Annotated in this window: 19 protein-coding genes and 1 pseudogene; 11 read left to right on the top strand and 9 right to left on the bottom strand. The window is 43.7% G+C overall.

Translation table 11 applies throughout. From position 1 onward, the window contains the following. Nucleotides 1–2 precede the first annotated feature (2 nt). A complete protein-coding gene (gene trhO, locus F8C76_RS12745; RefSeq protein ID WP_152132079.1) occupies nt 3–1,034 on the bottom strand; it encodes an oxygen-dependent tRNA uridine(34) hydroxylase TrhO in 1,032 nt (343 codons plus the stop codon). Nucleotides 1,035–1,321: 287 nt separating this feature from the next. On the opposite strand from trhO, the gene recA reads away from it, so the two are divergent. The 6 genes from recA to F8C76_RS12715 all read left to right on the top strand — a co-directional run bounded on the left by recA (nt 1,322) and on the right by F8C76_RS12715 (nt 8,233). After that, nucleotides 1,322–2,329 carry a recombinase RecA gene (recA, locus tag F8C76_RS12740; RefSeq protein WP_152132078.1) on the top strand — a complete coding sequence of 336 codons (1,008 nt, stop codon included), beginning with the start codon at nt 1,322–1,324 and terminating at the stop codon, nt 2,327–2,329. A 104-nt stretch (nt 2,330–2,433) separates the two neighbouring features. Beyond that, on the top strand, nt 2,434–2,871 hold the full coding sequence (locus F8C76_RS12735) for a hypothetical protein (protein WP_152132077.1): 438 nt from the start codon (nt 2,434–2,436) through the stop codon (nt 2,869–2,871). 37 nt (nt 2,872–2,908) lie between these two features. Then, nucleotides 2,909–3,445, top strand: coding sequence for an RNA polymerase sigma factor (locus F8C76_RS12730; RefSeq protein ID WP_152132076.1), 537 nt, complete (start codon nt 2,909–2,911; stop codon nt 3,443–3,445). Between the two features lie 11 nt (nt 3,446–3,456). Next, entirely contained in the window at nt 3,457–4,920 is a 1,464-nt protein-coding gene (locus F8C76_RS12725) for a hypothetical protein (RefSeq protein WP_152132075.1), read from the top strand. Between the two features lie 148 nt (nt 4,921–5,068). After that, nucleotides 5,069–6,958 (top strand): sensor histidine kinase, encoded by a 1,890-nt coding sequence (locus F8C76_RS12720; protein ID WP_152132074.1) that lies wholly within the window; start codon nt 5,069–5,071, stop codon nt 6,956–6,958. Nucleotides 6,959–7,066: 108 nt separating this feature from the next. Then, nucleotides 7,067–8,233 carry a histidine kinase gene (locus tag F8C76_RS12715; RefSeq protein WP_249042412.1) on the top strand — a complete coding sequence of 389 codons (1,167 nt, stop codon included), beginning with the start codon at nt 7,067–7,069 and terminating at the stop codon, nt 8,231–8,233. Here the strand turns inward: F8C76_RS12715 and F8C76_RS12710 are convergent. Further along, a complete protein-coding gene (locus tag F8C76_RS12710; protein ID WP_152132073.1) occupies nt 8,226–8,975 on the bottom strand; it encodes a lysophospholipid acyltransferase family protein in 750 nt (249 codons plus the stop codon). The two genes, F8C76_RS12715 and F8C76_RS12710, sit on opposite strands and share 8 nt — an antisense overlap. A gap of 58 nt (nt 8,976–9,033) precedes the next feature. Between F8C76_RS12710 and F8C76_RS12705 the strand changes: the two genes are divergently transcribed. Both F8C76_RS12705 and trpS read left to right on the top strand, forming a co-directional pair. Continuing rightward, the gene (locus F8C76_RS12705; protein ID WP_129653954.1) at nt 9,034–9,276 is read left to right on the top strand and encodes a GlsB/YeaQ/YmgE family stress response membrane protein; all 243 of its coding nucleotides are present in this window, start codon (nt 9,034–9,036) and stop codon (nt 9,274–9,276) included. 83 nt (nt 9,277–9,359) lie between these two features. Next, a complete protein-coding gene (gene trpS, locus F8C76_RS12700; RefSeq protein ID WP_129653953.1) occupies nt 9,360–10,328 on the top strand; it encodes a tryptophan--tRNA ligase in 969 nt (322 codons plus the stop codon). 35 nt (nt 10,329–10,363) lie between these two features. On the opposite strand, the gene dprA is transcribed toward trpS, so the two are convergent. Next, nucleotides 10,364–11,470, bottom strand: a complete 1,107-nt coding sequence (dprA, locus tag F8C76_RS12695; protein ID WP_152132072.1) for a DNA-processing protein DprA — start codon at nt 11,468–11,470, stop codon at nt 10,364–10,366. Nucleotides 11,471–11,575: 105 nt separating this feature from the next. Between dprA and F8C76_RS12690 the strand changes: the two genes are divergently transcribed. From F8C76_RS12690 to F8C76_RS18970, 3 genes and pseudogenes are all read left to right on the top strand, one after another. After that, nucleotides 11,576–12,520, top strand: coding sequence for an HU domain-containing protein (locus F8C76_RS12690; protein ID WP_152132070.1), 945 nt, complete (start codon nt 11,576–11,578; stop codon nt 12,518–12,520). Between the two features lie 58 nt (nt 12,521–12,578). Then, entirely contained in the window at nt 12,579–13,091 is a 513-nt protein-coding gene (locus tag F8C76_RS12685) for an acyl-CoA thioesterase (RefSeq protein ID WP_152132069.1), read from the top strand. 356 nt (nt 13,092–13,447) lie between these two features. After that, nucleotides 13,448–13,552: pseudogene (locus F8C76_RS18970) on the top strand (acyl-CoA thioesterase); the annotation flags it as partial. Between the two features lie 62 nt (nt 13,553–13,614). Here the strand turns inward: F8C76_RS18970 and F8C76_RS12675 are convergent. The 6 genes from F8C76_RS12675 to F8C76_RS12650 form a co-directional block, all read right to left on the bottom strand. Next, nucleotides 13,615–14,481, bottom strand: coding sequence for a hypothetical protein (locus tag F8C76_RS12675; protein WP_152132067.1), 867 nt, complete (start codon nt 14,479–14,481; stop codon nt 13,615–13,617). A 153-nt stretch (nt 14,482–14,634) separates the two neighbouring features. Beyond that, on the bottom strand, nt 14,635–15,471 hold the full coding sequence (locus F8C76_RS12670; protein ID WP_152132065.1) for an aldo/keto reductase: 837 nt from the start codon (nt 15,469–15,471) through the stop codon (nt 14,635–14,637). Between the two features lie 3 nt (nt 15,472–15,474). Then, on the bottom strand, nt 15,475–16,701 hold the full coding sequence (locus F8C76_RS12665) for a murein hydrolase activator EnvC family protein (protein WP_152132063.1): 1,227 nt from the start codon (nt 16,699–16,701) through the stop codon (nt 15,475–15,477). A 1-nt stretch (nt 16,702) separates the two neighbouring features. Then, on the bottom strand, nt 16,703–17,494 hold the full coding sequence (gene lolB1, locus F8C76_RS12660; RefSeq protein WP_152132061.1) for a lipoprotein insertase outer membrane protein LolB1: 792 nt from the start codon (nt 17,492–17,494) through the stop codon (nt 16,703–16,705). Further along, entirely contained in the window at nt 17,491–18,417 is a 927-nt protein-coding gene (locus F8C76_RS12655; protein ID WP_211372154.1) for a tetratricopeptide repeat protein, read from the bottom strand. Before F8C76_RS12655 ends, lolB1 begins: the two co-directional genes overlap by 4 nt. A gap of 35 nt (nt 18,418–18,452) precedes the next feature. After that, nucleotides 18,453–19,469 (bottom strand): sugar phosphate nucleotidyltransferase, encoded by a 1,017-nt coding sequence (locus F8C76_RS12650; protein ID WP_152132058.1) that lies wholly within the window; start codon nt 19,467–19,469, stop codon nt 18,453–18,455. Nucleotides 19,470–19,484 lie beyond the last annotated feature (15 nt).

Genomic DNA, 19,484 nt, shown 5'->3' with positions numbered 1-19,484 from the left:
TACTATCTCTTATACTTTAAGACTTCGGAACGCCCCTTTTTAAAAATTTTGTTGCTGACTTCCTTGCCTTTGCGAAGTTTCTTCTGTTCTTCATAAGGCAACGCATGGATTTCTTGGCATTCCGTGGAGCAACAGTTGTCCATGGCCGCGGCGCATTCCTCGCACTGGATGAACAACAAATGGCAGGCTTCGTTGGCACAATTCACATGGCTGTCGCAGGGTTTCCCGCACTGGTGGCAATTGGAGATGATATCCTCCGAAATACGCTCCCCTCTTCGGTGGTCAAAAACAAAGTTTTTGCCTAAAAATTTATTTTCAAGATTGTTGGCCTTCACCTGCCGGGTGTATTCAATGATGCCCCCTTCCAACTGGTACACATTTTTAAACCCTTTGTGCTTGTAGTAGGCACTGGCCTTTTCGCAACGGATTCCACCGGTACAGTACATCACCAGTTTTTTGTCTTCTTTGTGTTCGGCCAAATCGGCTTCAATGATATCCAAAGAATCCCTGAATGTGTCCACATCCGGGGTAACGGCATTTTTAAAATGCCCTATCTCACTTTCATAGTGGTTCCGCATGTCCACCAAAACCGTATCTGGGTCTTCAATAAGCTCATTGAATTGCTCCGCGCCCACATGGACGCCTTTGTTGGTGACATCAAAGGTGTTGTCGTTCAATCCGTCTGCCACAATTTTTTTGCGGACTTTGACCTTCAGCTTCAGGAAGGATTTATTGTCTTGCTCAATGGCAATGTTCAATCGAACATTTTCCAAGAAAGTGATGCTGTCCAAGTGGGTCTTGAACGTTTCAAAATTTTCAGCAGGAACGGAAAGTTGGGCATTTACCCCTTCATAGGCAACATAAATCCTACCCAGAACGTCCATTTCGTTCCAAGCCAAAAAAAGATGGTTCCGTAAAATGTGGGGATTCCCAATGTGCGCGTACTTGTAAAAAGAGATGGTAAGCCGATCCTGCCCGGCTTCCTCAATAAGTTTTTCCCTTTCCCTTGCGCTTAATGTATTGTACAGTTGCATGCTATACCAATAATTTAAGTTAAAGAATAGTTCAAAATAAAAACGGGGCAAAGATACAAATTCTCTTGAGGTAAAAAGAAAAGGGCTTCCATAGTCCGGAAGCCCTTTTTAAAACCACTTTGGTCTTTTTCATAGCTATATTTTCTCCCTACCTTGAATGTCGAACCAATGTTCGCCCTATGGATATTGAGTTAGTACCCCTTAGATTCATAACTTATAAAAAGGTTGCGTGGCCTTTGTGCCATGAAGAAAGAAATGGTATTTTAGCCTTCCTAATCCTTTGAACCATGAGCAACGATAAAGAAGCAAAATTAAAAGCCCTTAAACTAACCCTGGACAAGTTGGACAAGACCTACGGAAAGGGTGCCGTAATGAAAATGGGTGATAGTGTGGTGGAAGATGTTGAGGTAATCCCTACGGGATCCTTGGGACTGGATGTTGCTTTGGGCGTTGGTGGATACCCACGGGGAAGGGTCATTGAAATCTACGGTCCCGAATCGTCCGGTAAGACCACGTTGACCTTGCACGCCATTGCCGAAGCCCAAAAAGCTGGGGGTATTGCTGCCTTTATCGATGCTGAACATGCCTTTGACCGTTTTTATGCCAAAAAGTTGGGCGTGGATATTGACAACCTTATCATTTCCCAACCCGATCACGGGGAACAAGCGTTGGAGATTGCTGACAACCTGATTCGTTCCGGAGCCATTGATATTGTTATTGTGGATTCTGTTGCGGCTTTGACCCCAAAAAGTGAAATCGAAGGGGAAATGGGTGATTCCAAAATGGGACTCCATGCCCGACTCATGTCGCAAGCCCTTAGGAAATTGACCTCTACCATAAGCAAGACCAAGTGTACGGTAATCTTTATCAACCAATTGCGGGAAAAGATCGGGGTGATGTTCGGTAATCCGGAAACCACTACTGGTGGTAATGCCCTTAAGTTCTACGCTTCGGTTCGGTTGGATATTAGACGTTCCACCCAAATAAAGAGTACGGATGGGGATGTACAAGGAAACAAGACCCGTGTAAAAGTGGTCAAGAACAAGGTGGCCCCACCGTTCAAAACGGCTGAGTTTGATATCATGTATGGCGAAGGGATTTCCAAAGTTGGTGAAATCATCGATTTGGGAGTAGCCTATGAAATCATCAAGAAAAGTGGTTCTTGGTTCAGTTATGGCGATACCAAATTGGGCCAAGGAAGGGATGCCGTAAAAGCACTTTTATTGGACAACCCAGAACTCTCCGAAGAACTTGAGACCAAAATCAAAGAAGCTATTTCAGCTGTGAGCGCATAAATCTGCCGAAGCAGTAATTGGACAAGATTAACTTTTCCCTGTGAAAATCTTACGCAACCCTTGGCCACACTACACATCTAGGGTGTACAAAGCAAGGATTTTAAATGAGAAAAGTATTAGTTCCCCTACTATGGTTTTTGGCGTTTTCATGGCTCAGCTCATGCAGCTTGGACGATGACACCCCTAATTTTTATTTCACTACCTTGAAAACGGTGGAGGCTGAGATGCCCGAGTCTTTTGAACTCAATGAAACTTACGACATCAAAGTCACATATGTAAGGCCCAATGGCTGTACGTACTTTGAAAAGTTTGAGGTTTACAAAACGGGAGAGACCGATAGGGAGGTGTACCTACAAGGGTCCGTACTTACTAATGATGACACAGCATGTACAGAGGCTCTTGAAGAGGTGATTGCCACCCTTAAGTTCAATGTCATTTTCACAGGTGAATACCATTTTAAATTTTATGCCGGGCAAGATCAAAATGATAGACCCGTGTTTTTGGAATACAGCGTCCCAGTAGCAGACGCACAAACAAATTAGAAATTTTAGACAGTAACAATCCAAAATTGACCAACATTTGGATCTTGAAGAACTGATATATAACTGTAAAAAAGGGGAAAGGCATGCGCAGGCCGAACTATACCGGAGATATTCCGGTATTCTTTTCGGTATGTGCCTCAAGTACTCCAAGAATAGAACCGAAGCGGAGGATAACCTCCATGACAGTTTTATGACCATTTTCAGCAAGATAGATCAGTACAGTTTTCAAGGGTCCTTTGAAGGCTGGATCAAACGAATTACCGTAAATACCGTACTTCAGAAATACCGAAAGGAACAATATCTGGACGTGGTATCGGAAAATATGGGAGATGATCCCGACTTGGAATTGGATATAGAACAGGCAGACATAGGCCTGTCCACCCTACTGGGGTATATCCAAGAATTACCAAACAAATATAGGCTAACGTTCAACCTGTATGTTTTGGACGGCTATAGCCATAAAGAGATCAGTGAGATGTTGGGGACATCCACAGGAACCTCCAAATCCAATTTGGCCCGGGCCAAAATGATTTTGAGGGAAAAAATTGAAAAAAAGAAAATAAACATTGCTTAAAGAACTTAACAATGGGGAAAAAGAATTTAGAGCAATTGTTCAAGGAGACCTTTGAAGGGTTTCAAGAGACCCCGGACGACAGAGTCTGGGAGTCTATTGAAGTTTCCTTGGACAAGAAGAAACGAAAAAAACGGATAGTGCCCATTTGGTGGCAATTGGGTGGTGTGGCCGCATTGTTGGCCATCTTGTTCTACATCATCAATCCGTTGGGTACGGAACAAGATGATCAAATCATCATTTCAGACACCGAAACTCCTGTACAGAAGACTGGTGCAGACGAGAATTCGTCCCATCAAAACAATTCTTCCACGAATGAAAGTGCACAAGGGTTGGTAGAATCCACTTCAGCAACTGAAAAAAGCAAACAAAATGGTTCGGAAAGCAACTTCAACCAGAACCAGAGTATGGCTTCCAAAGACCAATTGGCCAATACGGATTCTCCAAACAACAAAACTTCCAAAGTTGATCAAGGTGTTTCTATAAAAAGCCAAAATCAGAAAGGTGCCGCTTTGGCCATGAACAAAAATGTATCGGATGACGTTGAAAGTACCATAACAGACAACAATGCCCAAGAAGCCATAGCACAAAACAATAAGGAGCAAACAATTTCCAAAGGTTTGGATCAAGAAAGCCAAAAAGAGAGCATCGCGGCCAATCAAAAGGAGCAACCTGAAAAGAAATCCATTTATGACGCCATAAAAGAGCAGGAAGATGAAGAAGCGATCGTGGCCAACACCAACTCGGGCAAATGGTCTGTAGGACCCTCCGTGGCACCGGTATACTTTAATGCCACTGGAGGCGGTTCTCCCATTCATTCCGATTTTGCCAGTAATTCCAAATCCGGGAATTTCAATTTAAGCTACGGACTTACCGTTGCCTATGAAGTAGGAAAAAAAGTAAAGGTGCGTTCTGGGGTGCATCGGGTAAATTATGGGTACGATACCAACGATGTGGTCTTTTCCTCCTCTTCAAGGGTTGCCGCAGATGAGAAGTTGGACAATATCAACTACAGTCAAAAGTCACAGACCGTAGTGGTGCAGAGCAAGAACAACCTTCCGGATAACCTCCCAACTGACGCCTTTTTGGAACTGGCTTCCAATGCAATTCCTGTTTTTGATGGAAAAATGGTCCAACAATTGGGCTATATAGAAGTTCCTTTGGAAGTTGATTATGCCTTGATAGACCGAAAATTTGGTGTTGACCTTATCGGAGGGGTAAGTTCCCTATTCCTGGTGGACAATTCGGTATTGTTGGAATCGGAAGGATTGGTAACCGAAATTGGAGAAGCCACCAACGCCAACGATGTTAACTTCAGTGCCAATTTTGGGATGGGGTTCAATTATAAGTTTACACCCAAAGTACAGCTTAACATAGAGCCTGTTTTTAAATATCAGATGAACACCTTTTCCAAAACAGCCGGGGAATTCCAGCCTTTTTCCGTTGGTGTGTACAGTGGTGTCAGCTTTAAGTTCTAGCTATAAAGATGTTGGTTAGGAAGATTGCCCCTTTAGGCAATCACTTAAGTGCCCCGCCCTATGGTGGGGCACTTCTATTTCGCTTCAAAAATGTAAGGGATTTCCCAATTTTTATTTTTGTGTAATTTCCTTTATAAAACCATAGGGTATGTCTGTTTCTTTAATCAGACTTCTATTGACATGCGGTTTTATCTGCCTTATAATCAGTGAGCATAAGGGTCAAAACCGACAACCAAAATCCGATGTAGGGGATGCCATCCAGTTTAAGATATTAAAAACTACTGGGGATACATTGGATTTTGACCAAGCCTACCGTTCCATAGATAAATTTTCATTTCCGGAAGACGCTTTTAACAATACCCGCCCCGAAGACACCTATTGGATACTACTGGATTTTAAACGTGGGGCTACTTCCAAACTAAATGATAGCATACGGTATTTAAAACTGAACTATTTTGATTTTGGTGAGATTTTCTATCAAAAACTCGATTCAATCGTTACAAGGCCCATAGGGCAGTTGGATGAAAACACCATCGCCAAAAGAATTACATCATCAAAATATCATTGCGAAATCCCTTTGGATTTTAAATCCCTTATACAAAATCGATACCTGTTCTTGAGGGTAAAGCGCGTAAAGTTTATTGAACCTGTTACCAATTGGTCTTTTACCTATCAACAAAACTCAGAGTCCAACAGCTACACGTGGAGTGATATAGCGAAATCCATCCCCAATTATATTTATATGGGAATTGGCTTTACCATCGGCATCATCATGCTTGTTTATTTTTTCCATTTCAGGAAAATTGAGTTTCTTCTTTATTCGTCATTTGTCTTCTTTAAAATCATCTATCTGTTCCAAGAAGAAGTGATCCTGTTGGACAAGCTCCATGTGAACAATACCCTTTTAAAAAGTTGGCTACTGGAAACCAACTCAATACTCATAGGAATAGCTTACAATTTATTTATCCTATTCTACCTGAACGTAAAAAAAGAATACCCCCGGGTTTATTACTTTCTTAAAGTAGGTGTCTACATACATGTTCTGATGCTGGTTGTCGATTTGGTTTTCTTGCTCTTTACCTATCACTTGGGACATATTTATCTTATTCTGGTTTTACGCGTGGTATCCTTTTTGATCACGGTTTCCTTTTTGGTGTATTTGTTCTTTTACAACAAAAACCGAATCAGCAAGATCTTTCTCATTGGATCCAGTTGTTTCTTTATAAGCATTATCGTTTACTACTACTTCAATCTAAAGGCAGGCAACGACCCTATGCTCTATGGCAATTCACTGTTCTTGGCCATTGGTTCAACCCTGGAAATGCTCTTTTTTGCCTATGGATTGACCTACAAGGCTTTTGATGAACATCTCCAAGGAATTTATTTTAAGCAAGAGGCCATTATCAATAAAAACAAAGCACTACGCGCTCAAATAAACCCGCACTTTATTTTTAATGCGCTCAGCTCCATACAACATCTTATCCTGAAGAAAAAGAACACCAGTGCGCTCAATTATCTTTCCAAATTCAGCCGTATAACCAGAAATGCACTGGAAGCGTCCATAGATGGGCAGGCTACCTTGGATGAAGAGATTAAAATGTTGAACGACTATTTGGAACTGGAGTCGTTGCGTTTTGACCATGCCTTTTCCTTCAGGGTGGAGGTAGAAGAACGGCTTGTGCCTTTGGAAATGGACATCCCTTTCATGATCACACAACCCTTTGTTGAAAATGCAATACTACATGGCCTATTGCCCAAAACGTCTGGCCAAAAAGAATTGACGGTTGCTTTTGAAGAGAAGGATGATGATTTGATCTGCACAATCGATGATACGGGGATAGGAAGAAACAACCATCAAAATGCTACCGGTCCCAACCAAGAAAAAAGAAAGTCAAGAGGGTTGGAGGTCACCCTTTCAAGATTGGCTTCCTGGCCCTACGGCTCTGGCAAAGTAGAGATCATCGACAAGGTGGACAAGCACAATGTGCCTTTGGGCACCAAGGTAGTCATCGTTGTCCCTTTGGGGTCAAAAAGGTAGGTTATCATGAAAATTGTACCCTTCAGACGTTAGAACTTTGTATAGGGAGTTTCTCATAAAAATTTCAGGAAATTTCATATATTCATCTTCCATGTTAAAGCTATCCTTTTGAAAAACAGTCAATTCGAAGACATCCTGATCTATTTTTCAAAGTCCTTGATGGGCAAAGTAAACGAAGAGGATATCTTGTGGGATTTGGCCAAAAACTGCATTGCCAAACTAGGATTTGTGGACTGTGTGGTCTACCTCGTGGACCATGAAAACAACCTATTAGTGCAAAAAGCCGCTTACGGGCCTAAAAATCCAAAAGACCGGAAATTGTACAAGCCCGTTGAGATAAGCTTTGGCGATGGCATTACAGGATATGTGGCCCAAAGTGGTCAGGCAGAAATCATCAAAGACACTTCAAAAGATATTAGGTATATAGAGGACGATGCCTTGCGCCTTTCTGAAATCTGTGTGCCCATCAGCTATGAAGGTACCATTTATGGGGTCATTGATTGCGAACACCCCCAAGCCAATTTCTTCACCGACCATCATCTTAAAATGCTTTCGGCCATTGCATCCATTTGTGCCATAAAAATGAAAAGTGTCAGGGACAATCTCGCCTTGATGGCAGAAAAGGACCGATTGTTGGAAATCAAGGAAGAAATGTTGGAACTGAAGTTGAAAACCTTGAACTCACAACTCAACCCCCATTTTGTCTTCAACTCACTCAACTCCATCCAGTACTTCATCACCACCGAAAAAAAGAAGTTGGCCTTGGAATACCTGTCCACCTTCAGTAAACTGGTCCGGTTCTATTTAAATCAATTGGAGCGGGATACGGTATCCCTTAGGGAAGAAATTGAAATGCTGAATGCATTCCTGAAATTACAAAAGCTGCGTTATGATGGTTCGTTCAATTATGGTGTTACCATTTTGGAGGGTTCAGACAAAGTGGATGAAGCCACCATCCCTTCCCTTGTGGTACAGACTCTTTTTGAAAATGTCATAGAACGGTCCATGTCCAAGCAGCAAAAAAACCAACTTTTCAATATCACCTTCAAGGTTTTGGACAACTCGGTCATCATGGAGGTCCAGCATAAAAGCCCAAATATGGATTCTTTCACGGAAAACCATCCCGAGCATCGGGAAAGCATTCTCCAATGGGAAGATCAAATCAATCTATTAAATTCAATTAAAAATTACACGATCACTTATTCGATTACGGATGCTTCTGGTGAAAAAGGCCATGTACGAAATATCATCTTGAAACTTCCCAACCTTATTTAGCCCCGATATCCTCCATCAATTCTTTGAGCATGATTTCCCTTACTTCTTCCCTTAAGGTCGACTTATCCTCTTCCGCCAAAATCCCAGTTTCAAAAAAATGGTGCACTTTGGCCCGTACCGGTCCCGGCGAACCACTCAAGAACGTGAAGGAAAACCGCTTTTTGTTATCGTAAAACGTAATGGGCACTATAGGGATTTTATGGGCAATGGCCATTTTAAAGGCCCCATCCTTGAATTCGTCCAGAATAACATGTTCCTCCGGTACTCCCCCCTCCGGAAATATGCAGATACTCAACCCCTGGTCCAATCTTCGTTGCGCACGGCGGTATACCCCGGTCCTGCTCCTCACATCCTCTCTGTCCACAGTAATGCAGACCCTTTTATAGAAAAATCCAAAAACAGGAAGCTTCTCCAGTTCCTTTTTACCCACAAACACAAATGGGTTCTTGCTCACCACCAACATCAACATAATATCCAACATGCTGGCGTGGTTGGGCACCAACATATAACTCTTTCCTTTCTCCATTTGCTGCTCCCGGATAATTCTCGGAAAGCATCCCATGCCATACAGAATGGGCTTTGCCCATAAGTTTCTAGCCAGCCAAAAAAATTGGGGATAGGTACTTTCCGAAACCGTGGCCAACAGCAAAAAGGGAAAAAAAACTAGAATGGGAACGGCCACCAGCACGTAAAACCAAATCCGGTACAGGATATGTCCTGCATTTCTGATCATAGGAAGCATGTTATAAAAGTAGAATTTTTGAATATCTTTATAGGACTAACCATTAAAACTTGTAACAATGGGATTACTTTATGCATTATTGATAGGGGCACTTGCAGGCTGGCTCGCCGGAAAAATCATGAAAGGAGGCGGCTTTGGTGTTTTGTTGAACATTATTCTTGGTATTGTAGGCGGCATTGTGGGCAACTGGCTTTTTGGCACTTTGGGTATCCACATAGGCTCTGGAGTGATTGGTGATCTGCTTACCGGGGTCATTGGGGCCATTGTCCTTCTTTTTGTGGCCAGTCTATTTAAGAAGTAGCTTTTCCAAAGAAAATAAATTAGCGGCTTTTGCCGCTTTTTTTATCCCCCTCGGATACGTATTTTTACGGGCAAAAACGTAACATGGCCCGTATCCTCACCGGAATCCAAAGTACAGGAACGCCCCATTTGGGAAATATCTTGGGGGCAATCAAGCCTGCCATTGAAATGGCGCAAGACCCCAATAACGATTCCTTTCTTTTTATTGCTGACATGCATTCGCTCACCCAGATCAAAAATGGGGAGTTGCTGCGAAACAATACCTATGCCATTGCAGCGGCATGGTTGGCATTTGGGCTGGACATAGACAAAACCGTTTTTTACCGCCAGAGCGATGTGCCACAGACGGCCGAACTGGCTTGGTACCTTAGCTGCTTTTTTCCGTACCAACGACTTACTTTGGCCCATTCGTTCAAGGATAAGGCCGATCGGTTGGAAGATGTGAACGCTGGGCTCTTCACCTACCCCATGCTCATGGCTGCGGATATTTTACTGTACGATGCCAACATTGTTCCCGTAGGGAAAGACCAACTGCAGCACTTGGAAATGACCCGAGATGTGGCCTCCCGTTTCCACAATCAAATGGGAGAGACCTTTGTAATACCTGAAGGCAAAGTCCATGAAGACACCATGTACGTTCCCGGCACCGATGGGGAGAAAATGAGCAAGAGCCGCGATAACCTCATCAACCTATTTCAAACGGACAAAAAGCTGCGCAAACAGATCATGGGCATCGTAACGGACAGTACACCCATGGAAGAGCCCAAAGACCCGAGCAAGGACAATGTTTTTGGCCTCTACAAACTTTTGGCCACTCCCGAACAGATAGAAGAGATGAGTGCCAACTATCTGGCGGGCAATTATGGCTACGGACATGCCAAACAAGCCTTGTACGAACTTATTGTGGAGAAGTTTAAAGAGCCCCGTGAAAAGTTCGACTACTACATGAACCACTTGGATGAGGTGGATGAAGCCTTGGCCATTGGCGCCCAAAAGGCCCAAAAAGTGGCCAATGGGGTTTTGGAACGGGTGCGGGAGAAGTTGGGCTATTGATCATTGGTCATTGCTTATTGTCCATTGTTTATTGATTAAGTCGCTTCGAACAGTTTTCCGGGCATTGGTCGGATCAGACCTTTCATTTCCAAGTTCAAAAGTGTGGATGAGGTTGTATGGATAGGCAGATTACACTCCAAAGCCACGGTATCCAACAACTGTTTTCCGTTCAACTGCAGGTAAGAATAGACAGACCTTTCTGTTGCATCCAAATCGATGAAAAGCTGTTTTTGTAAAGGTATTTTCTCCTTTTTTTCCTCCAATTCCCACCCCAAAAGATAGATCAAATCTGCTGCTGAGGTAAGTAAATGGGCCTTTTGCCTTTTAATAAGATCATTACAGCCCCTACTGAACTTGTCCGTGCTCCTCCCCGGTACGGCAAACACTTCCCGATTATACCCGTTGGCCAAATCTGCCGTAACAAGACTCCCTCCCTTTTCAGCCGATTCCACTACCAAGGTTGCCTCGCTCATCCCAGCTATGATCCGGTTCCGTTTTAAAAAGTTTTCTCGGTCTGGATTGCTACTGCTCCAAAATTCCGTGATAAACCCACCATTCCGTTCCATTTGCGCCACATACTTTTTATGCGCCTTGGGATATATTTGGTTGAGGCCATGGGCCAAGCACGCCACGGTCTGCAAACCCTTCTTCATGGCCGCCTTTTGAATGGCAATGTCCACCCCATAGGCAAAGCCACTCACCAAAATCGGGTCCAACGGGGCAATTTCTTCCACAAACGCCTCGCAAAAAGCAGTGCCATGGCTTGTAATGTTTCGAGTTCCCACTATGCTGATGATCCTTTTCTCCCTCAAGTTGATATTGCCCCTTTTAAAAATTAGAATGGGACCATCCACACAATGTTTCAAATAGGTTGGATAGTCTTCCTCCATAAAATAGGACGTCTGGATGTTCTCATCGGAAATAAATCGGTATTCGCATTCGGCTTCATCCAGATACATCGCATCGTGGAGTCCCTTCAAGGTAAACCGCCCAATCCCCTCAATCTTTAAAAGATGTTGCGGTTTATCTTTAAAAATGGCTGTTGGACTACCACAATGGGAAATTAATTTCTTGGCCGTGATATCGCCAATATTGGGAATGGCCTGCAGGCGGAGCGCCGCAATAATTTCAGGTTCAGTCATTTGATTTGGGTGTGATAATTGTTCACAAAATACAGATTTTCAAATGTTAATAAAAAGTTATCCCTCCTATTTTGTTCTCCTATATTTTTTGCAATATTTGTGGCCATGCGGATTGATTCTTACATAGAAAAATTGCTGTTCGATTACAATTGTGTTGTGGTACCCGGTTTTGGGGCATTCCTCGCACACGGAAAATCCGCAGGAATCGATGTAACGACCAACACCTTGGTCCCTCCTTCCAAGACCATTTCCTTTAATGCCCAATTGTCCAAAAATGATGGACTTTTGGTATCCCATATTGCCAAGGAAAAAAAGTTGGGTTATGAGGAGTTGTTGCAGGAAGTGGAAGCTGTGTCCCACTCTTGGATGAAAAAACTGGAACAAGGGGAAAGCATTGAGTTGTTCGGTATCGGAAAGCTCTGGTACAACAATGAACGCCGTATCCAATTCCAACCTGAGAACAGAACCAACTTTTTGACCTCATCTTTTGGACTGTCCGCTTTTTCGGCCACACCCATCCAGCGTGAGGTGCTAAAAGAGGAAGTTGAAGAACTCGAAGAAAAAATTCCGTTCATCATCACTCCTGAAAAAAGGGAGCAAACCTCGTTCAGGCCTTGGTTAAAGTATGCGGCTGTGCTATTTTTGGCCGTTTCCTTGGGTGTTACCTCCTACCGCACTTATGGTGATCTTCAACAGAAACAGGTCGCTGTGCAACAAGAAGCTCAGGAAGAGGTATCCCGTTTGATCCAAGAAGCTACTTTCTTTGAAAGTGATCCCTTGGAACTGCCCGCGATTAGTTTGGACGTTACCAAAAGGAAATTGGGCAAGCACCACGTCATCGCTGGTGCCTTCCGAATGGAGGAAAATGCCGGAAAGCGTGTTGAAGAGCTTAAAACCAAAGGTTTCAATGCGATTTATTTGGGAGTCAACAAATACGGCCTACATCAAGTGGCCTATGATAGTTTTGAGGACCCCAAAGAGGCTCTAACTTTCCTTAAAAAGGTAAAAGCCTCCGAATCGCGTGATGCTTGGCTCCTTTCCGAGAAATAAGCCCACTTTTCTTTAATACGATACCGCACTTCAATATCTTTGCGCAAAATTCAAAGGTATGCGCGCCAAAACTCCAAGCGAATCCAGAACCGTAATGACCGATTTGGTCCTCCCCAGTGAGACCAACCCCTTGAACAATCTGTTTGGCGGGGAACTCTTGGCCCGTATGGATCGGGCGGCCAGTATTTCGGCCCGTAGGCATAGCCGCAGGATTACCGTTACGGCCTCCGTGAACCATGTGGCTTTTAACAGGGCGGTGCCCCTAGGCAGTGTGGTGACTGTGGAAGCGGCCGTTTCCCGGGCGTTCAAGACCTCCATGGAAATTTTTATTGATGTATGGATCGAAGATCGCTTTACAGGCGAACGCACCAAGGCCAATGAGGCCATTTATACCTTTGTGGCCGTGGACGATACCGGAAAACCCACCGAAGTCCCGGAACTTGCCCCTGAAACAGACTTGGAAAAGGAACGTTTTGCCGCCGCTTTACGGAGAAAACAGTTGAGCTTGGTCTTGGCCGGAAAATTGAAGCCCTCAGACGCCACGGAGCTTAAAGCTTTGTTTTTGGATTGATTTTCGATACAGTTTTTCTGGCTTCAACAAGTTTATCTGAAGGAAAAACCACTCGATTGATGATTTCCAAGCCGAGTGAAACCACGATTTAATTTTAAGATTATTGGATTCCATGTCAAGCAAATAATGGCATTGGGGACGGACACTAATTGCCCCAAATTTCTATGTCATTTCGACAGAGTGAGGTACGAACGACGAGAAGTCTTATGATTGGGAGATTCCTCCTCGTTTCTCGTTCGAGAAATCCATGGTTGGGTGAGATTTCTCAATCGTCACTACGTTCCTCATATCGAAATGACAATTGCAGATTTCCCGGTGTGAGTGTTAACCATAAGATACAATCTTGCGGTAGCAGGGAACATTTTGTCGCTGCTTTGCGCAGAAAATAATTGAGTTTGGCCTTGGCGGGAAAATTGAAGCCCTCAGATGCTACCGAGCTTAAGGCCTTGTTTTTGTCTTAGATATAAAAAGAAAAGTCCGGGCCAAAGTTTTGGCCCGCAACTAGTCATTAAGTCTGAACGAATCATATTCCACAACCATTGCCCGGATAGATATTGGGGTCTTGGTCATCGCAGTCAAACAAAATGGGGTTATCATAGTCTACTTCAACATAGCCTCCGGGAAGGGGATCACACTCTGTAAATTGAAACACGTTAACACTTAGATATCCATCTCCATCTTGATCTATAGAAGCATAAATTCTCACATCACCTACATTGGGATCTTGATCATCACAGTCTGGATAAGGAAAAATCACATAATATCCATCTGGAACTGAGCCTGTTTCACATGCATTGACTTCAACCGTATCCAAATCTCCCGGAGCACCATCCCCATCCAAATCTTTACCATAGATAAGCATTATGCCCGGATGTACATTGTTGTCCCCATCATAACAATCGGTGTTGTCCATCACATAGCCTTCTTTTGCGGTACAGGAAGGTTTTGTAGGGTCTCCGTATCCATCCCCATCACTGTCCAGAAAATATTGAGGGTCACTACAATTAATTATGGAAGCATCTTCGTCATTCAAATCGTCACTGTTTTCCACATAGCCTTCCATTGGCGCACAAGAGGCCTCCCCGTTGGGGTCTCCAAAACCATCTTGATCACTGTCTGGGTAGTATTTGGCCTCACAACCAGGGAATATCAGGGCATTGCTATCATCGGGGTCGGTCTTGTCCTCTACGTAACCATTGGGTTTTGTACATTCGGACTTTGTACTGTTGGCATCGCCGAAGCCGTCCTTGTCGCTGTCCAAATAGAACGTTTTCTTGGTACAATCCCCATCTGGGTCAATGGGCGTACCATCATCGGAACCGCTACAGGAGATTCCCAACAGGGCCAAAACCCATATAAAAACAGATACTGTGTGTTGTAATTTTCTCATATCTCTCAAAATTTTAAGTATTGAGAGACAATTTCACAGTTTAGGCCCAATGTACACCGTCCAAATTGACGGATACAGGGTTTGAGTTGACGGATGAGGGATAATGCTTAAAATCAGCTCCCTATAGACATTTTTTTCCGTATGGCAATCTGCCTAAAAATCAAAATTATCCGGGTCCGGACCAAAGCGTTTGCCACGGTCCAAGGCATCCAACCGATGCATATCTTCCGGGCTTAGTTCAAAGTCGAAAATAGCGGCATTGGAGATGATCCGCTCTTTTTTAGAAGATTTTGGGATGGTGACCACCCCTTTTTGAAGGTCCCAACGCAGCACGATCTGCGCAACGGTCTTGTTGTACTTGGAGGCCAGCGCTTTCATAATCTCAAGGTCAAAGATGTTTCCTTGCATCATGGGCGACCAAGCTTCGTACTGGATGCCCTTGGCACGACAGAAATCCACCAAATCCTGCTGCACCAAATACGGATGGAACTCCATTTGGTTCACCATGGGGACAATCTCGGCCGAGGTCAACAAATCCTCCAAATGGTGCTGTAAAAAGTTGCTTACCCCAATGGCGCGAACACGCCTTTCCTTATAAAGTCGTTCTAGGGCCTTCCAAGTTTCCTTGGATAATTCTCCCTTGGGCCAATGGATCAGGTATAGGTCCAGATAATCCGTATCCAATCGCTTTAGACTGGCTTCAAAAGCCTTTAGCGTGCTATCATAGCCTTGATCGGTATTCCACACCTTGCTCACCAAAAACACATCCCTTCGAGGGATTCTGCTTTCTTTGATACCGATACCCACACCTTCTTCATTGTCATAGATGGCAGCGGTATCTATATGTCGATAGCCATGGTCCAAGGCATCTCTTACCGCGTTGATGACTTCAGTGCCGTCTTTGGAGAGATAGACTCCCAACCCAAAATAGGGCATTTGGACTTCGTTATGCAATGTAAAAGTCCCTTGTAAATCTGTGATTTTTTCCATGTGTTATAGCTGATATATCCAATCCTCGGGGTTGAGTCGATTGGAATCCTGAAACAAATAAAACTTCAATTTTGTGGAGCCGTCCAACCGATTGGTATAAATTTCGCCCAAGGCTTCTTTGGCAGCCACTTTATCGCCTTTCTTCACATATAATGTGGAAAGGTTGTAGTAGGTGCTGATATAGTTTCCGTGTTTGACTGTAACTCCCTTTCCTCCTCCGGGTACCGAGATAATGGCAATGACTTCGCCCTCAAAAATGGCCCGCGCCTGGCTTCCTTTATCCGTGGTAATGGTAACGCCATTGTTCTGGTGTTTTATTCCAGGATAGATTTTGTCAGCGTAAACGCCATATCCCTGACTTTTTATCCCTTTCTCCACCGGCCAGATGAGCCGCCCCTTATTTGATGAAAAGTTATCGGCCAACAACTTGGCTTCCGGGGTCAGCGCAAACTTTGTGGTACTGGTAGATTTTCCAGAGCTCTTATTGGAACTGGCTATGGCACTGCGAATCATTCTTTCAATCTCACGATCAATTCTACGGGCCTCCTTTTGCTTTTCGGCAATAGCAGCGGTATACTTTGCCTCATTTTGGCGAACGCTCCTTAAAAGGTCCCTTTGGGACTCCACTTCGCGGGAAAGCTCGTTCTTGGCCTTGGTGTTCTCCGCCAAGAGCTGTTCCTTTTCTTTACGCTGTACCACCAAATCCTGGTTGAGTTGGGCCAATTCCTCCGTTTTCTGGATGATACCTTCCCCCTGCTTCTTGCGATGCTTTGCATATTGCTGCATGTATTGGAGTCTTTTGAAGGCCTGAAAAAAATTCTCGGCACTCAACAAGAACATCAATCGATTGTTCTGGGATTTGTTCTGATAGGTCTTTTGGATGAGTTGGGCATAATCTTCTTTCAATACTTTAAGATCTTCCCGAAGCTTGCTAATGTTCCTTATGTTGACATTGATCTGCCTATTGAGCAAATTGGATTGCTGATTGGTGACCCTGATCAGTTCTTGGCGCACATTGATCTTATTGTCCAAGGCCTCCATCTGGTCCAAAATGGTTCCCTTTTCCTTGCGTTCAGCAAAGAGTAATCGGTTGATTTCCTTGATTTCCTGTTGAAGTCGTTCCCGTTTGGCCTCCAAAGCCTTTTGCTCGCTGGTCTGTGCCACTGTTGGAGCAACAAAAAAAATGGTAAAAACCAGAAAACAAATGCAATATGAAATTTTACCTCCCATATTACTTTAATGTAATTTTATCAAATCCTTTAGGAACTTTGTATGGAAAATTCATGGGTTTGTTCAATTCCAGATTCCTAAAATTCAAATCTATGGTTGTTTTGTCCTTTGCCTCGGCCGCCACGATCTTAATGTCCTCGGGCAACACATTTCCAGAAATATCCTGATAGGTATATTTTATCTGCAACTGTCTTGATTTCTCGGGTTGGGATATTTCCTGAGTAGCAATCTTAAAGTTTTTGGGCTCCAATTGCAACAATATCTTGAACAGCTCCCTTGCCTTTCTCGGTTTCAACTCGTAGTTCTCCCCACTTACGGAAGAGGTGAACTTTTCCTTCCTTAAATCCAAAACCGAACTGCCCAACAAAAGGTTCTGAACTTTGTCAAAGTCCAAATCGGTTCCCAATAAATCACTTAAATAACTGAAATCGCCTTCAAAGTACTCGTTGTCCAACTTGTTGTAAAAAGACACTTTCTCTGGCGTGATATGGGCCTTGACCACCCCCAAAGGAGCGCTCATCCAGATTACTTTATCCTTTTCCATCCGAAGGCTTACATTTACCCCTTGGGTCCCATCACCGTTGGAATAATCTATCTTGACCCTCCCGCTCAAGGTTTTGAACTTGGGTTGATGGCTATAATGGTTATCAATGATGTTTTTTGCAGACATACGGGAATCCACTTCGCCTCCCGTAACCGACTTGGTGCCTTTACAGGAAGTCCCAAGCACAGCCATGGACAGCAGCAAAATCACTGCCCTATTTTTGCATACGTCCTTTATTTGAATCCTCATAGTCCGGATTTAATCTTGTTCAAATATTCATTTGCCTTTGAGGTGTTCCCTATACTGGTATACGCCTTTGACAATTCTTTATACAAAAGGTTTGCCAAAGGATCCGTTTCGTCCAACAAATAATCCAATCCGCTTTCCAAAACTTCAATGGCCTTGTTAGCGTTGGATGTATTGTTCAGTGCAGCCCCATAAGCGTAATAAAAATACGGCTGCAATGGATAGGTGTCCAATGCTTCTTTAGATATGGCCAAGGCTTCTTGATGGTTGCCATCTGCCAACAAATTATCAATTTGACCTTGGTATTCAGCTATTGGGTCGTCCTCTTTTGTTTCAGGCTCCTCCTTGGTCACCACTACCCCTGCTGACTTTTTCCCGTGCTCCAAAGAATCTTTGATTTTGGAGGTCAGTTCCGTGGCAAAATTTGAATCTCCAAGCTCCTTGAGCACGTTAAGGGCATCCTGATACTTCTGCATTTTGAAATACCCCAAGGCCAGATTCTGTTTTAATTGTCCATTGGAATATGGGACTTGCTCTTTTATGGCATCCCATGGAACCCCTTGTTTTTCCAAAACACTTAACAGATTGTCCAAATACCAAAAGTCCGTAGGTTCTGCATTCAAGGCCTTGATAGCATACTCTTGGGCCAGTATGTATTGTTTGTCCAACAAATACGCTTTGGCCAACTCGTAATCCACCACACTGTTTGAAGGGTCCAATTGCTTGCACTTTAGGAACAGATCAACGGCCCTGTCATAATTCTGGATCCCTTTTTGTTTGAGCGCTTCAAAGAAATTCTCTTGGAACTCATCGGTGTATTCCTCCAAATAGACTTCGGAACTTTCTTGCTCTTCTTGGGCATGGCCTGTGTTCCATGTCATCGTGGACACTGCCAAACACATCCATAAAAGAGCTGTTTTATCCATAACTATCCAGTCCCCATCAAAATCAAAAAAAGTTTTTATTCCAAAACGGAATAGTCCCCTATACTTATTGCCTCAAAGTTACCATTAAAAACCACATGATTGCCAATCATGGCATTGTCCAAATTGGCATTGGATATTTTGGTATTGTTCTGAATGAGACTGTTCTTAATGGTTGAATTTTCCAAAATTGTGTTCGCCCCAACCGATACAAATGGGCCTACAGTAGTGTTTTTGAGCACTACATTTTCACCAATAAAGCAAGGCTCTATAATATTTGCATTCTCGGTTTTCACGGTATCGGCTATCAAATTTTCCCCGTCTTTTTCCAAGAAGCCCAACATACGCTGATTGGTCTCTACGGTTACATTTTTATTGCCACAATCCATCCATTCATCCACTTGACCTGGCACAAATTTCATGCCTTTTTCCATCATGCGTTTGATACCATCGTTGATTTGGTATTCCCCACCATTGGTGATGTCATTGTCCAGCACATGCTGCAGTTCGCTTTTGAGCACGCCAACGTCCTTGAAATAATAGATGCCTATCACCGCCAAGTCGGATACAAATTCTTGGGGTTTCTCAACCAATTCCACAATGTGGTTGTCCTTACTCAATTTAACCACGCCAAAAGCTTCAGGACGCTCCACTTGTTTCACCCAGATAACGCTGTCCGCCGACTTGTCCAAATCAAAATTGGCTCGGATAAGGGTGTCCGCATACGCAATAACAGCAGGACCACTTAAGGAATCCTTGGCACTCATAATGGCGTGTCCGGTCCCTAAGGGTTCATCCTGTCGGTAAATAGATCCTTTGGCTCCCAATTCTTTGGCCAGTTCCATTAGACTCTCCACTACATCATCCCCAAAAAAGGCTGGATCACCCAAAATAAAGGCAACTTCCTCAATAGGTTCTCCCAGTACTTTGGCAATATCACTTACCAAACGATGTACTATGGGCTTGCCTGCCACTGGTATCAATGGTTTTGGAACGGTCAATGTGTGTGGTCTCAATCGGGAACCTCTTCCCGCCATAGGGACAATAATCTTCATGTTTTTTGTATAAGG

The sequence above is a fragment of the Flagellimonas olearia genome (assembly GCF_009184425.1).
Lineage (GTDB): Bacteria > Bacteroidota > Bacteroidia > Flavobacteriales > Flavobacteriaceae > Flagellimonas > Flagellimonas olearia.
The sequence above is the reverse complement of the archived record's forward strand: the minus strand, read 5'-3'. Positions and strand labels throughout refer to the sequence as shown.

Excerpts from the sequence above, each read along its gene's own strand:
- lolB1 (WP_152132061.1), bottom strand. The coding sequence starts at position 17,494 with ATGAGGATTCAAATAAAGGACGTATGCAAAAATAGGGCAGTGATTTTG.
- dprA (WP_152132072.1), bottom strand. The coding sequence starts at position 11,470 with ATGACTGAACCTGAAATTATTGCGGCGCTCCGCCTGCAGGCCATTCCC.
- F8C76_RS12670 (WP_152132065.1), bottom strand. The coding sequence starts at position 15,471 with ATGGAAAAAATCACAGATTTACAAGGGACTTTTACATTGCATAACGAA.
- F8C76_RS12735 (WP_152132077.1), top strand. The coding sequence starts at position 2,434 with ATGAGAAAAGTATTAGTTCCCCTACTATGGTTTTTGGCGTTTTCATGG.
- trpS (WP_129653953.1), top strand. The coding sequence starts at position 9,360 with ATGGCCCGTATCCTCACCGGAATCCAAAGTACAGGAACGCCCCATTTG.
- F8C76_RS12725 (WP_152132075.1), top strand. The coding sequence starts at position 3,457 with ATGGGGAAAAAGAATTTAGAGCAATTGTTCAAGGAGACCTTTGAAGGG.
- F8C76_RS12685 (WP_152132069.1), top strand. The coding sequence starts at position 12,579 with ATGCGCGCCAAAACTCCAAGCGAATCCAGAACCGTAATGACCGATTTG.
- F8C76_RS12675 (WP_152132067.1), bottom strand. The coding sequence starts at position 14,481 with ATGAGAAAATTACAACACACAGTATCTGTTTTTATATGGGTTTTGGCC.
- F8C76_RS12665 (WP_152132063.1), bottom strand. The coding sequence starts at position 16,701 with ATGGGAGGTAAAATTTCATATTGCATTTGTTTTCTGGTTTTTACCATT.
- recA (WP_152132078.1), top strand. The coding sequence starts at position 1,322 with ATGAGCAACGATAAAGAAGCAAAATTAAAAGCCCTTAAACTAACCCTG.
- F8C76_RS12690 (WP_152132070.1), top strand. The coding sequence starts at position 11,576 with ATGCGGATTGATTCTTACATAGAAAAATTGCTGTTCGATTACAATTGT.
- trhO (WP_152132079.1), bottom strand. The coding sequence starts at position 1,034 with ATGCAACTGTACAATACATTAAGCGCAAGGGAAAGGGAAAAACTTATT.
- F8C76_RS12710 (WP_152132073.1), bottom strand. The coding sequence starts at position 8,975 with ATGCTTCCTATGATCAGAAATGCAGGACATATCCTGTACCGGATTTGG.
- F8C76_RS12655 (WP_211372154.1), bottom strand. The coding sequence starts at position 18,417 with ATGGATAAAACAGCTCTTTTATGGATGTGTTTGGCAGTGTCCACGATG.
- F8C76_RS12720 (WP_152132074.1), top strand. The coding sequence starts at position 5,069 with ATGTCTGTTTCTTTAATCAGACTTCTATTGACATGCGGTTTTATCTGC.
- F8C76_RS12705 (WP_129653954.1), top strand. The coding sequence starts at position 9,034 with ATGGGATTACTTTATGCATTATTGATAGGGGCACTTGCAGGCTGGCTC.
- F8C76_RS12650 (WP_152132058.1), bottom strand. The coding sequence starts at position 19,469 with ATGAAGATTATTGTCCCTATGGCGGGAAGAGGTTCCCGATTGAGACCA.